This is a genomic window from Bradyrhizobium sp. USDA 4452, assembly GCF_054063575.1.
In genome coordinates this window covers 8,532,559-8,545,422 of sequence record NZ_JBSSGK010000001.1, presented here as the reverse complement: position 1 = coordinate 8,545,422, position 12,864 = coordinate 8,532,559, and the positions used below count along the sequence as shown (strand labels likewise).

At 64.0% G+C, this 12,864-nt stretch carries 10 protein-coding genes; 1 reads left to right on the top strand and 9 read right to left on the bottom strand.

Annotated elements, in window-relative coordinates; all coding sequences use genetic code 11:
* Window positions 1-5: 5 nt before the first annotated feature.
* From ACVISU_RS40590 to ACVISU_RS40555, 8 genes are all read right to left on the bottom strand, one after another.
* Entirely contained in the window at window positions 6-902 is an 897-nt protein-coding gene (locus ACVISU_RS40590; RefSeq protein WP_050405647.1) for a haloalkane dehalogenase, read from the bottom strand.
* A gap of 54 nt (window positions 903-956) precedes the next feature.
* Entirely contained in the window at window positions 957-2,024 is a 1,068-nt protein-coding gene (locus ACVISU_RS40585; RefSeq protein ID WP_050405648.1) for an ABC transporter substrate-binding protein, read from the bottom strand.
* 112 nt (window positions 2,025-2,136) lie between these two features.
* The gene (locus ACVISU_RS40580; RefSeq protein WP_456710678.1) at window positions 2,137-4,410 is read right to left on the bottom strand and encodes a PAS domain S-box protein; all 2,274 of its coding nucleotides are present in this window, start codon (window positions 4,408-4,410) and stop codon (window positions 2,137-2,139) included.
* Between the two features lie 363 nt (window positions 4,411-4,773).
* Window positions 4,774-6,129, bottom strand: a complete 1,356-nt coding sequence (locus ACVISU_RS40575; RefSeq protein ID WP_050405650.1) for an LLM class flavin-dependent oxidoreductase — start codon at window positions 6,127-6,129, stop codon at window positions 4,774-4,776.
* Between the two features lie 23 nt (window positions 6,130-6,152).
* Window positions 6,153-7,244, bottom strand: coding sequence for an LLM class flavin-dependent oxidoreductase (locus ACVISU_RS40570; RefSeq protein ID WP_456710677.1), 1,092 nt, complete (start codon window positions 7,242-7,244; stop codon window positions 6,153-6,155).
* Window positions 7,245-7,260: 16 nt separating this feature from the next.
* A complete protein-coding gene (locus ACVISU_RS40565) occupies window positions 7,261-8,064 on the bottom strand; it encodes an ABC transporter ATP-binding protein (protein ID WP_456710676.1) in 804 nt (267 codons plus the stop codon).
* On the bottom strand, window positions 8,061-9,059 hold the full coding sequence (locus tag ACVISU_RS40560) for an ABC transporter substrate-binding protein (protein WP_456710675.1): 999 nt from the start codon (window positions 9,057-9,059) through the stop codon (window positions 8,061-8,063). The genes ACVISU_RS40565 and ACVISU_RS40560 overlap by 4 nt, the downstream gene beginning before the upstream one ends.
* 50 nt (window positions 9,060-9,109) lie before the next feature.
* A complete protein-coding gene (locus tag ACVISU_RS40555) occupies window positions 9,110-9,832 on the bottom strand; it encodes an ABC transporter permease (RefSeq protein ID WP_456710674.1) in 723 nt (240 codons plus the stop codon).
* A 278-nt stretch (window positions 9,833-10,110) separates the two neighbouring features.
* Between ACVISU_RS40555 and ACVISU_RS40550 the strand changes: the two genes are divergently transcribed.
* A complete protein-coding gene (locus tag ACVISU_RS40550; protein WP_083992173.1) occupies window positions 10,111-11,145 on the top strand; it encodes an aldo/keto reductase in 1,035 nt (344 codons plus the stop codon).
* A gap of 805 nt (window positions 11,146-11,950) precedes the next feature.
* On the opposite strand, the gene ACVISU_RS40545 is transcribed toward ACVISU_RS40550, so the two are convergent.
* On the bottom strand, window positions 11,951-12,721 hold the full coding sequence (locus ACVISU_RS40545) for a gamma-glutamyl-gamma-aminobutyrate hydrolase family protein (protein WP_050405653.1): 771 nt from the start codon (window positions 12,719-12,721) through the stop codon (window positions 11,951-11,953).
* Window positions 12,722-12,864 lie beyond the last annotated feature (143 nt).

The window sequence follows — 12,864 nt, the reverse complement described above, 5'->3', positions numbered from 1 at the left end:
CGCGTTCAGGACAGCAGCGGCAGCGCGCCCTTCAAGACATCCTCGCCCCATTCCTGCACGAAGTGTCCGGCTGCGGTGAGCGTGACCGGCTCGGGGCAATTGCGGACCGTCTGCCGCATCTCCGCCATCACGGCCGGCCCGAGCACCGGGTCGGTCATGCCGATCACCATCGCGGTCTTGCCGCCGTATTCGCTTCGCCACCATTCGCGCGCCCTGCGCGAGAGGGCCGCGCCGCCGGCATCGGGCTGGTCCGGCACGAGATTCGGGAAGCGGCGCACACCGGATTTGTAGCTGGCATCCGGGAAAGGCGCGTCATAGGCCGCTGCCTCCGCGGACGAGAGCTGCGGGCAGGCGCGCGCCATCAGCTTGCCGATGGCCATGTCGGGATTCGCGTTGCTCCACGCGCGCCAATCCATGAAGCCCTTCGTCAGCGGCCGGTCGCCGGTCGCAAGCATCGTATTCATGATCAGCAGCGCTTCAAAGCGATCGGCCATGTCCATCGGGATGGTAAGACCGAGCAAGCCGCCCCAGTCCTGGCAAACCAGCGTGACGCGGCCGAGATCGAGCGCACGTATCAGGGCGATCAGGCTGTCGCGATGGAACTCGAAGGTGTAGACGGCCTCTTCGACAGGCTTGTCGGAGCGACCGAACCCGAACATATCCGGCGCGACCACCCGATAGCCGGAGGCGACGAGGCCGGGAATCATCTTGCGGTAAAGGTAGCTCCAGGTCGGCTGGCCATGAAGGCACAGCGCAACACGGGCATTGCCCCGTCCCTCGTCGAGATAGTGCATGCGCAGACCGGCATAGCCGGGAAGATCGTCACGATAGTTGGGCGCGAACGCATAGCCGGGAAGGCCGTCAAAGCGTGCATCCGCGGTCCGCAAAGCCCCGATCGCCATTGTCCAATGCTCCTCGTCGTTGGTGTCGCTCGCAAGATGGGAGAGGACCGGCCGTCATACCCGGAACAACTTCGCGTAGCGCGCCTTGATCTCCTCGCTCTGCGCCTGCACCTGCGCCGGATCGGCTTTCAGCATTTTCAGCTTGTCGAGCGGTACGTGCCCGGCCTTCTCCTTCACCTTGGCGTGGAAAGAGCGGTGCGCGAATTCGTCGGCCAGCATCTGCTGGGTCTCGGCGCTGAAGACGTAGCTCTGGAACAGCCGCGCCGCGTTCGGGTTCGGCGCGCTCTTGAAGATGCCGCTCGGCACGATGATCAGCGGTGCGCCCTCAGCCGGGTAGACCACCTCGACCGGCTTGCCCTGATCCTTGGCCAGGACGAGGTTGTAGTCATTGCCGTCGGCCATGACCGCGCGCTCGCCGAGCAGAATCTTCTTCGGTGGATCGGCCGCCGATTGGACCTGCATCACCCGCTGCTGCGAAAGCTTCTCCAGATACGGCCAGCCGAGATCGCGCGCCAGCACGAAGGTCGCGGTCATGATCGCGCCGGAATAGCCCGGGTGCCCCTTGACGATCTTGCCGCGCCATTTCGGGTCGAGCAGGTCGGCGTAGCTCTTCGGCGCCTCCTCGCGCTTCACCTGCTCGGTGTTGTAGCCGATTACCTCGAACCAAGCGCAGGATGTCGCCGAGGTGCCGTCGGGATCGATCTGATCGGTCGGGAAATGCCTGGCGACGTCTTCCGGCAGATAGGCCGCGAGCCAATCGTTCTTCTTCCAGTCGAGGTAGTGCGCGGGATCGGTCGAATTGGCGACGTCGACGGCGTGGATGCCGCTGCCCTGCTCCTGCGCGATGCGCTGGAAGATGCGCTCGGCGCCGGAACGCTCGACGCGGACGCTGATGCCGGGATATTTCTGCTCGAAGTCGCGCGCGAGGCGCTCGGCCGTGTTCAATTCCAGCGCGCTGTAGAACGAGATCTTGCCTTCCTTCTTGGCGGCTGCGATCAGCTCCGGCGTCACAGCCTCAGCCGGCGGCGCCGCCGCCCGCAACGGTTCGGCGAACACCATGCCCGCGGCCGTCGCCGCCGTCGCCTTGAGCCAGTGGCGTCTCGACCATTTGCGGTCCTGCATTCCATGCTCCCTGAATCGGGCCGTTAACCGGCCACACCTTGTTGCGGGAGCATAGCGCGTAGGATGGGTAGAGCGAAGCGAAACCCATCCTACGAACCGCGTCTCGGGTGCCTTACATCTTCTCTGGCGGGTTCTCGCGCAGGAAGCGTTCGAGATCGGGCTGCACGGAGTAAGGCTGCGGAACCGGATCGCCCTGAAAGTCTACCTGAAGGTCGAGGCAGCGCCGCAGCATCCGCGCCAGCTCGCTGCGCCGGTAGGGCTTGGTCAGCAGCGGAATGCCGTGGCCGCCGCGGCCCTGTTGCGCCGGCAACGCGCCGTCGCTGTAGCCCGAGGTGAACAGCACCCGCAGCGCCGGGCGCCCGGCCATCAGCGTCTCCGCCAATTGCCGGCCGTTCATGCTGCCCGGCATCACGATGTCGGTGAACAGGAGATCGAACGCGGTGCCGCTATTGACGATCGCGAGCGCGGCATCTGCGTTTGCCGCAACCAGCACCTTGTAGCCGAGGCCTTCGAGCTGGCCCGTGACGTAGTCGCGGATCGTGGGGTCGTCCTCGACGCACAGGATGGTTTCGTTGCCGCCCCTGACCGGCAGCTCGTCCTCCGCGACCGCGCGCTGCGCGGTGCCGTCCGCCTTGGGCAGATAGATCCTGAAGATGGTGCCGCGCCCCTGCTCGCTCTTGACCTCGATCCCGCCGCCGCTCTGCTTGACGAAACCGAACACCATGCTGAGGCCGAGCCCGGTGCCCTGCCCGACCTCCTTGGTGGAGAAGAACGGATCGAAGATCTTCTCCAGATGCGACGGCGAAATGCCGATACCGGTATCGCTCACCTCGATTACGAGATGATCGCCGGCGCGCTCGACGCCGTGCGCCACGGCATCGGGAATCCCGAGCTGCATGTTACGGGTCGCAAAGGTCAGGGTGCCCCCCTGGGGCATCGCATCGCGCGCATTGATGGCGAGATTGACCAGCGCGGCGCCAAGCTGGCTGCGGTCGACGAAGGCGAGCCAGGCGTCGCGGCCGAGCTCCGTCCTGATCTCGGTCTGCGATCCCAGCGTCTGCGACAGCAGCCGCACCACTTCGCCGATCAGGTCGTTGACGTCGGTCTCGGCGGGCTGCAGCGGCTGCTTGCGCGCGAATGCCAGCAGGCTCGAGGTGAGCTGAGCGCCGCGATCGGCGGCGTCGCTGATCAGCTTGGCGATCGCGGCAAGCTGCGGGTTGTCCTTCACTCCATCGGCGAGGATCTCGATCGTGCCGGTGATCACGGTCAGCATGTTGTTGAAGTCATGCGCGATGCCGCCGGTCAACCGCCCGAGCGATTCCGTCTTCTGCGCCTGGATCAGTTGTTCTTCGGCGCGCCGGCGCTGGGTGACGTCCCTGACGAAGGAGTTGATGATCCAGCCATCGCCGCGGCGCAGCGCATTGAGCGAGACCTCGACGTAGAACCGGTGGCCGTCGCGGTGCACGGATGCGGTTTCATAGCGCATGCCCATCCCGCCGGCCGCGGTCTCCTGCAGGAAGCGGGTGATGCGCTGCCGGTGCGCAACCCGCAGCTCTTCCGGGAACACCAGCTCGACCACGCGGCGGCCGACCGCCTCCGAGCGCGTCCAGCCGGTCAGCGTCTCGGACTGCGGGCTCCACTCGAGAATGACGCCGTCCTGGTCGGTCTGCACGAAGGCGTCGAGCGCGGTCCTGACGATGACCTGCGCCATCTGCTCGCTCTCCACCAGCGCCCGATGCGCCTGACGCTCCGCGGTGACATCGCGCAGCACGATGACCGCGCCGCGCAAATTGCCGGCATCGTCGCGCAGCGGCCTCGCGTTGGCGACGAGACAGACAGCCGGTTCCGGCCGCAGCGGTTTGACGATCAGCTCGCAATCGTCGATATCCTCGCCGCGCAGCGCACGCGCCATCGGCGTCTCCGCGATCGGCATCACCGTCGTGCCATCGGCGTAGTAATTCTGGAAGGTGCGAACACCGGTCAGGATGTCAAAGCCGGGTTCGACCCGGTACAGCCGCCGCGCCGCGGCGTTGACGATCACGATCACCCGATGCTCGTCGGCGACCACCACCGGATCGCGGATGCTCTCGACGGTCTTCTCCAGCAAATGCTGCCGGCTGCCCAATTGCGCCGACAGTTCGGCGAGCGTCGCGGCGAGCTGGGCCGCCTCCTCGTCGCCGCCCGGGCGTATCGAGACCGGCTCGCCGCGCGACAGCGCCTCCGCCGCCCGCACCAACTGGGCGGGCGTTCTGGACAGCGACCTCGCAATCATCTCAGCCGTCATCAACACCACCGAAATCACGCCACAAGCGAGCAGAATGCCCGGCCAGGTGACGCCATGGATGAAGCCCAGCGCGAGCAGGAGTGTGACGACGGGAAGCATCATCCCGGCCGCCAGTCGGCCCGACAAATTCATCCCGACCAACTCATCGTGAGCAGTTGCACCGGAAAATAAAAAAGCAAAACAATTTCGGAAAGGATCGTCGGCGCCGGGGCAATATCGGGTAGCTTGCCCCTTCTTGCTTAGCCGAGTCCGGCCTCGCAATCCGCCACTTTCATATCCGTATAAGTACGGAGATTGATGGCCGGCACACGCCCATGGCGGCTGAACCTCCTCCAACGCCGGGGAGATCTTCGATTGGGCGCCGGGCGGCGCCGCGGGCCGCAATCGGCCTATGCTCGGCGCGGTGCAGAGCCGTCCCGATCGCCACGGACGAAACGCGCGGCCCCCCACGCAGCGAGGCCAGCCTCAAAGGCTGGTGGCATTGGAGAGGATCGGCCCCGGCTTTGCCAGGCCCAGATGATCGCGAAAGGTCGAACCGGAATAATCGGTCCGGTAGAGGCCGCGCCGCTGCAGCTCGGGCACGACAAGGCCGGTAAAGGCCTCGACCGATTCCGGCACATAGGGCGGGAAGATATTGAAGCCGTCAGCCGCCCGTTCGTCGAACCAGTGCTGGATGTGGTCGGCGACTTCCTTCGCATCGCCGACCACGATGGCGCCGGTGCTGATGTGCCCGATGATGAGATCACGATAGGTCAGACGGTCGGGGCCTTTCACGTCGCGGCGAGTGAGGCGCGTGACGTCGGCAAACAGCCGCCGGCCGTCTTCGTTGGCCTCTGCCAGCACGATTGGATCGACGGGCGCATCGCGGTTCTGACCCGACACGTCGACGCCGATCGCAGCCGACACCGCCGTGAGGTTGCGGCGTTTGCCCATTCTGCCGAGAGAGCCGTAGCGGCTGGCCTCACCGCCATCGCCGTCGGGCTCCAGCGCGATGAATGAATTGAGATGGTCATAGATCGCGACCGCCTGCTGGGTGGTTTCCGCTACGACCGGGGTGAGCCCGGGCAGAATGGCGATCTCGCTATCCGCCCTGCCGTATTTGCCGGCCCTGGATTTGACATCGGCGTAGTAGGCCTTCGCACTCTCGATCGTCGCCTGACCGGCGAAGATGACATCGGCATCGCGTGCGCCGAGTTCGCGCGAACGGTCCGATGTGCCGGCATGCAGGATCACCGGGTGGCCTTGCGGCGGGCGCTTCACGTTGAGCGGCCCGGCGACCTCGAAATAGCGCCCCTTGTGGTGCAGCGGAGTGATCGCATCGCTGTCCCAGAGTCCCCGCACCACGGCGACGAATTCATCGGCCCAATCATAGCGTCGCTCGGTATCCCAATGGGCCTGCCGGGAGAAATTTCCCGCTGCGATCTCGTCCGCCCCGGTCACCAGATTCCACGACGCGCGGCCCTGGCTGAGGTGATCCAGCGAAGCGAACATGCGCGCGAGATTATAGGGGTCGTAGTAGGTCGGATTGGCGGTTACGACGATGCCGATATGGCTGGTCGCTGCCGCGAGACTCGCACCGGACACGAAGGGTTCAAGGCGCGACATCTGGGAGGGATTGGTGGTCTGCAGGCTTGGATCGCTCGCCAGCCGGTCGCCAAGAAACAGGAAATCGAACTTGGCAGCTTCCACAAGCTGGGTGACCCGCTGCAGGAACTCGATGTCGAATGCGGCACCTGCATGCGAGGAAGGATAGCGCCAACCGCTGGGGTGCGTGCCGCCGGCCCAGAACATCAGGCCGAAATGGAGTTCTCGCTTGGACATGATGAAACCGCTCGCAGAGTGATTCAGCCTGCCGTGCTGGCGTGCTGAGGTGCCTTGTGTTCGAAGATGTTGCGCGGCCGGCTCAGGTTGAGCCGTTCGCGCAAGGTGATCGATCCGTTGGCGGATAGCAGTCGCTGCCGTCGCACCAGCTCCGGGACGACATCCCGGGAAAAGGCATCGAGGCCGCTGCGCAGGACTCGAGGCGCCACCAACAGGCCGTCCAGCGTCACGGCATTCGTCAGCGCCTCGATCTCGTCGACGATCTTCGTCGCAGTACCAGACAGGAAGCTGGCGGAGGTGGCTCCCGGCGCACCCGCCGCGTGGTCCGGGCCGATGACGGGGACGATCTCCGCAAACAGACGCACGTGTTGCTCCTCACGACGGGCTCCGCTCGCCGCAGCAATCACATTGGCACGCAAGGCTGCGATATCGCCCGCCGTCGCAGCCCCCAGGATTGCGATATCGGCGTGCCGTCCTGCAAACTCCGCCGACCGCCTGTCCACGACGCGATGAGCAACGATGACCTGTCCCTGCGGCGGCCGTGCGACGTTCAGCGGCCCCTTCACCGTGAAGGAAGCGCCGATGTGATCGATCGGATGGATTTTTGCGCCATCGACGAACACGCCGCTCTGCTTGTCGCGAACGAAGGCGTCATCTTCCCAGCTATCCCAGAGCCGGCGTGCAATATCGAGAATTTCTTCGGCACGCTGATAGTGGAGATCTGGCGCAAAGGCGGCCTGCCCGTAATTGGCGCCGGCCGGATCGGCCACGCCGGTCGCGACGAGCCAGCCGGCACGCCCATGCGTGACATGGTCGAGCGAGGCGGCGAGCCGCGTCACGTTGTAAGGCTCGACATAGCTGGTGTTGGCCGCGGCGATCAGACCAATGTGTCTCGTCCTGGTCGCGAGGAACGACGCCGTCGTGAACGCTTCGCTGCGCGCAGGCGCCGCATGACCGACACTGTCGTCGACCAGGAGGAAGGCAAAGCCGGCCCCCTCCAGGTCACGCGCAAGCGACGTCAGGTGAATGGGGTTCAGGGGATCGAAACTCTCGTCGTGCGTCTGATGCCCGGATTGCGGCGCATAGAGAAAGCCGAGGTGGAGCGGTTTGGCCATTTTGATCTCCGTTCGGTCAGGCCATGATTGCCGTCGCGGCTGGCTCCAGTGCGCGGAGCGCCTCGTAGATCCGGGCTTCGCGTTGCAGAAGTTCGATATCGCCGCGCTGACGCGGACGCGGCAGGTCGAGGGTGACGATTTCGGCGATCCGTCCGGGCCGCGGCGACAGCAGGACGATGCGATCGGCAAGAAACACGGCTTCGCCGACGTCGTGCGTCACAAAGACGATGGTCTTGCGGCGCTGCTGCCAAATGCGGATCAGGTCCTCCTGCAACTTGTTGCGCGTGACGTAATCGACAGCTCCGAAAGGCTCGTCCATCAGGATGACATCGGGGTCGCTGACCAGCGCACGCGCAATACCGGCGCGCTGCTTCATGCCGCCGGAAATCTGGTGTGGAAACTTGCCGCCAAAGCCGGCGAGCCCGACCAGGGACAGCTGCTCCTCGACCAATCGTCGGGTTTCAACCTTGTCCACCCCGCGCAATTCAAGCCCCAGACCGACATTGGCCGCAACCGTTCGCCACGGGTAGAGCGAGGCATCCTGGAACACGACGCCGAGCTCTCCGCCCGGACCGTCGATCGGCTTGTTGCGAAACAGTACCGAGCCGCCGCTCGGCAGCTGCAGCCCGGCGAGAATTTCCAGCAGCGTGCTTTTGCCGCAGCCGCTCGGGCCGAGCAGGACGATGAACTCGCCCTCCTCCACCGAGAAGCTGATGTTGCTCAGCGCACGCACCGGCGGCGCTCCCGGATAGACTTTGTCGAGAGATCTGATGGTGAAGGCCGGCATGTGCCCCTCGCGCTCCTGCTTGCTCTCGCTCACTGCGTCTTGCGCGCGGGATAGACGAACGGCTTCACATATTCCTGTGGGATGAAGCGGACATCGATGTATTTGGCGGCGTCGTAGAACTCCTTCTGATTGCCGACATCGATCTCCAACTGCTGGGTGTCGTGGATCGCCCGCGGATCGATCGCCGGATTGGCGTCCCAGACATCGTCCTCCTGATAGATGGCGCGCTTCACCGCCTCCGGATCGATCTTCAGGCGCGCCTGCAACCAGGGCAGATATTCGTCGTAATGCGCCTTGGCATAAGTGTAGGATCTGAAGTAGGCCCGCAGACCGCGCCGCAGCAGATCCGGATCCTGGGCGATCACCGCGTCGCCCGCGATCAAAACACCGGTGTGATAGGTCGGAAGGTAGTCCCAGGCACGCGCCAATGTGGTCGAGACGCCCTCGATCTCACCGAGCGCCGCAAAGGGCTGGTGGATAATGGTGGCGTCGACCTGGCCGGTTTCCAGTGCGCCGTACGCCTTTTCGGTCGCGCCGGCAGCAAACAGCGTCAAATCGCGGTCGGGATTGATCCCTTCGGCCTTCAGCAGATAGCGCGCGACCGACGCGAGATTGCCGCTGGTGTCCGGTCCGACGCCGATCGTCTTGCCCTTCAGATCTGCGAACGACTTGATGCCTTTCCGGGCGATCAGAAAATACGGCCCCTTCGAGCGGAAGGCGGCGGAGACGATCTTGATCGGCGCCCCGAGGGCCGCAGCGCGCAGATAGACGCTGGTCGGCCCGAAGGCGAACGTCACATCGCCGCGCGAGGTGGCCGTGACCGGATCTTGCGTCCCGACAAACTCGACGGTCAGACCCTCCTCGGCGAAGAACCCTTTCTCTACCCCGAACACGATGGGTTGCTGCGTATAGCTTGTCGTATCCTGAAGCTTGAGGGTTTTCTTCTCCTGTGCGCCGGCCGGCACGGAGAAGCCGAGAGCGAGCGAAGCCAAGACAAGAAGACGAGCCGAAAGGCCAGGTGAGCGCATGATCGATCCTTCGAACGAGCGGTGACGGGAAGACGCGAAGCCGGGATCGGTCAGACGTATTTCCACTTGAGCAAAACACGCCTTTCGAGCAGATCCACCAGATAGATGATCAGCAATGCGATCGACGTGACGAGAATGACGAGGGCAAACACACCGGCGGTGTCGTAGATGCCCGACAATTTGTTGAGGAGGTTGCCGACGCCGGCCTTGGAGGCAACGATTTCGGCGAACAGCGTTGCAAGCAGACAGGTGGCGGCCTCGATGCGGACCGCGGCCACGATCGACGGCGTGGCTGACGGCAGCACCACTTTCCAGATGATCTGACGCTGCGTCGCCCCGAGCGCCCGCGCGACCTTGATGTGATTGTCCTGAACCTGCTTGATGCCGGCGATCGTATTGAAGACGAACAGGAAGTAACAGAACAGAAAGATGATGAACACCTTGTGTTCGAAGCCGAGACCCAAATAGAGGGTGAGAAGCGGAATGATGGTGACCTTCGGAATCGCCATGAACCAGATCAGGAACGGGTTCAGAAACCGATGCACCTTCGGGAACAGGCCCATGGCGATGCCGGTCGCAATGCCGAGGACCGCGCTGAGCGTCACGCCGACGCCAGCTTCGGCGAGCGTCACCGAAAGATGAAAGAGCAAATTCTCCCTGGTAAAGAGCTGGGGGAAAGCACCAAGAATCTGCGTCGGCGAGGCCAGATAGATTCGTTTCACTGCGCCGCTGTCAACAGCCAGTTGCACGGTGAGCAGGATCGCGGCGACCACCAATATCTGAACGATGACGATCCACGGAAGCTTGGCAGCAAGCGAGCGCGGCGTTGTGCCTTGATCCTTCTCAGCGGTCTGAACATCAACGACGGTTTCGATCGACTCGACTGACATAGCCACGCCTTATTACGCTACGGTCGAAGATCAAGCTTGCGACCGCGCTCTTGCAGTGCGAGCAAGCTAGACCATTTCGGCAGACAAGATATTCCATAGTTTGGAGCCAAGCGTGATGACACATCTCGCAAAGGCCCGCGCGACAGTGAAGGAATATGCAGATGAAGTATGGAACGCTCGCGAACACCGGAATCCAGGTGTCGCGAATTGCCTTCGGATGTTCAAGCTATGGCTCGAAGGATTGGATGCCGTGGGCGCTGAGCGAGGAGCAGGCGCAAGATCACTATCGTCGCGCCTTTGAGGCCGGCTTTACCTTCTTCGATACCGCCGACTCGTACTCGTCCGGCCTGAGTGAAGAGATCCTGGGACGTGCGGTAAAGCGCTACGCCGCAGGACGGGATCAGGTCGTCATCGCCACCAAGGTGTTTTTTGCGACGGGCGCCGACGCCAACCAGCGGGGATTGTCGCGCAAGCATCTTCGACACGCCATCGACGACAGTTTGCGTCGCCTCGGCACCGACTATGTCGACCTGTACCAGATCCACCGCCTCGATCCCTTGACGCCTTACGAGGAGATCCTCGAGGGGCTTGATGCCGTGGTGCGCGCCGGCAAGGCCCTCCACATCGGCGCTTCCAGCATGCACGCGTTCCAGTTCGCCAAGCTCCAGGCGCTTGCGCAGGCGAACGGCCTGACGAAATTCGTCACCATGCAGAACAAGTATAATCTTCTTTATCGCGAGGAAGAACGAGAGATGATTCCCCTCTGTCTCGATCAGGGCGTCGGAGTCATTCCCTACAGTCCTCTTGCGAGGGGATTGCTGGCCGGCAGCCGTCGCGACAATACCGAGCGGTCCCGCGTCGTGAAGGACTTTTCGCGTCCGGAAGACGACGCCGTGATCGATCGCGTTCTCGCCGTGGCACAGGCGCGGGGATGCAAACCCGCCCAGGTCGCGCTTGCCTGGTTGCTGCACAACCCTGCCGTAACCGCCCCGATTCTGGGCGCGACCAAGCTTCACCACATCGACGATGCCGTCGCCGCGCTCGACATCCAGCTCACGGACCAGGAGCTCGATGCGCTGGAAGAGCCTTATCGCCCGCAACAGGTTCAACACGATCGCAATGAAACATTGCAACCCGGGCAAACCGCAGCCACCGACCTCAAGCGGCTGTTTCGCCGTTCCGCCGGCCTGCGCTGACGGCCATAGATCGGGAGGCCAACCAGGAGCCTCATTTTCGGTTGCCGCCCGTCCACCGGCGGGCAGCGCCCCTTTGCGCGCGCGTGCCACTGAGTTGCCCGACGGCGCAAGCCCCGTCGTGAAAAATATTTCGCTTTATCCGAAGCGCGACACGGTATATGGTCCGTCCGTCTCGCCCGATCGAGGGGCGCTTCGCGGTCGTCACGAACGTGGGTCGAGATGCGGTGGACGCGGATTGCGCGGCTGACGAGTGCGCACGAAGCGGACGGTGAAGTCGTGTGGTCCTGACGCCCTGGTGGCAGGTGTCTTTTCCGATTGCGCAGGTCGCGCGTTGCGAAGACGGTGACAAGCAAGCCCAGTCTCGCCGGGGAGAGCACGAAGTAAGCCGTAACCCATCGCGCAGGGAAAGCCGGGTTGTCTCCGGTTACACCTGTGGTCCTACCCCCCGAGCTTTCTACCCTTTTGCTCGGGGCCCATGGGTGCGATCGGCACCCGGCTTTCCCTGCGCCCTCTGCTCAGAGTGGCGAGACGAAGAGCAAAGCTCGGGCAAATGATGCCGCGAGAACGTAGATGTGTGACTCGCAATCGGCACCACGCGCTCAGTGTCGTCTCGGCGACGGCCCGGCCCCATAGCCACGAATGGCTATTGTTGAGCGATGCTGGAACCACGAGTTTGGCTGACAACACCTGCCGCGGAGCATGGGCCCCGGCCTTCGCCGGGGCGACAATGGTGTGCAAGGCGCCGACACGGTTATCGCTTGAAATGCTCCGGGACGGCAGCAGCGGGTGGGATGGGCGACGATCGCTACGCCGCCCGCCGGCGCTCGCGCAGGGCGTCGCCGAAGGCCTCGAACAGCGCGCGGTTTATCGGGTTGCGCTGCGGATCGTATTCGGCGTGCCACTGCACGCCGAGCGCAAAGCCGGGCGCATCGGCGATGCGAATCGCCTCGATGGTGCCGTCCTCGGCGATGCCCTCGATCACGACGCGCTTGCCCGGCTCGAGGATGCCCTGGCCATGCAGCGAGTTGACTCGAATAATCTCGCGGCCAAGGATCTTGGCGAAGGCGCCACCCGGCGTCAGCGCCACGTCGTGACGGTCGGCGAACACGACAGTCGGATCGGGATGGATCTCGCCGTTCTCGAGCCGCGGCATCCGGTGGTTCATGCGGCCCGGGATCTCGCGGATCTCCGGATGCAGCGAGCCGCCGAACGCGACGTTCATCTCCTGCAGGCCGCGGCAGATGCCGAAGATCGGCACGCCGCGCGCGACGCATGCCTCCGACAGCGCCAGCGCGACATCGTCGCGGTGGATGTCGTACGGCTCGTGGGCGGCACAGGGTTCGGTGTTGAAGCGGGTCGGATGAACATTGGCGCGTGCACCGGTCAGCACCACGCCATCGACCACGTCGAGCAAGGCGCCGACATCGGTGATTTCGGGGCTCCCCGCAAACATCAGGGGCACCGCGCCCGACACCTCGGCAACCGCGCGAAGGTTGCGCTCCCCGACCATCTGGACTGTGAAACGATTTTCGATGCGATGGGCGTTTCCGATCACGCCGACCACGGGCCGTCTCATTATTGAAGTCTCGCGCAATGATTCTTCTAAATTTGCGACGTTGCGGAGACGATCATGCCTTCGAGTTCCCCCCGGATCAACTGCCTATATCTGCACAGGGGGCCTTGCGATCCTGCACAGATTCGCAGCCCCCGGGGCCGAAA

Excerpts from the sequence above, each read along its gene's own strand:
- ACVISU_RS40570 (WP_456710677.1), bottom strand. The coding sequence starts at position 7,244 with ATGGCCAAACCGCTCCACCTCGGCTTTCTCTATGCGCCGCAATCCGGG.
- ACVISU_RS40575 (WP_050405650.1), bottom strand. The coding sequence starts at position 6,129 with ATGTCCAAGCGAGAACTCCATTTCGGCCTGATGTTCTGGGCCGGCGGC.
- ACVISU_RS40585 (WP_050405648.1), bottom strand. The coding sequence starts at position 2,024 with ATGCAGGACCGCAAATGGTCGAGACGCCACTGGCTCAAGGCGACGGCG.
- ACVISU_RS40545 (WP_050405653.1), bottom strand. The coding sequence starts at position 12,721 with ATGAGACGGCCCGTGGTCGGCGTGATCGGAAACGCCCATCGCATCGAA.
- ACVISU_RS40580 (WP_456710678.1), bottom strand. The coding sequence starts at position 4,410 with ATGATGCTTCCCGTCGTCACACTCCTGCTCGCGCTGGGCTTCATCCAT.
- ACVISU_RS40550 (WP_083992173.1), top strand. The coding sequence starts at position 10,111 with ATGAAGTATGGAACGCTCGCGAACACCGGAATCCAGGTGTCGCGAATT.
- ACVISU_RS40590 (WP_050405647.1), bottom strand. The coding sequence starts at position 902 with ATGGCGATCGGGGCTTTGCGGACCGCGGATGCACGCTTTGACGGCCTT.
- ACVISU_RS40560 (WP_456710675.1), bottom strand. The coding sequence starts at position 9,059 with ATGCGCTCACCTGGCCTTTCGGCTCGTCTTCTTGTCTTGGCTTCGCTC.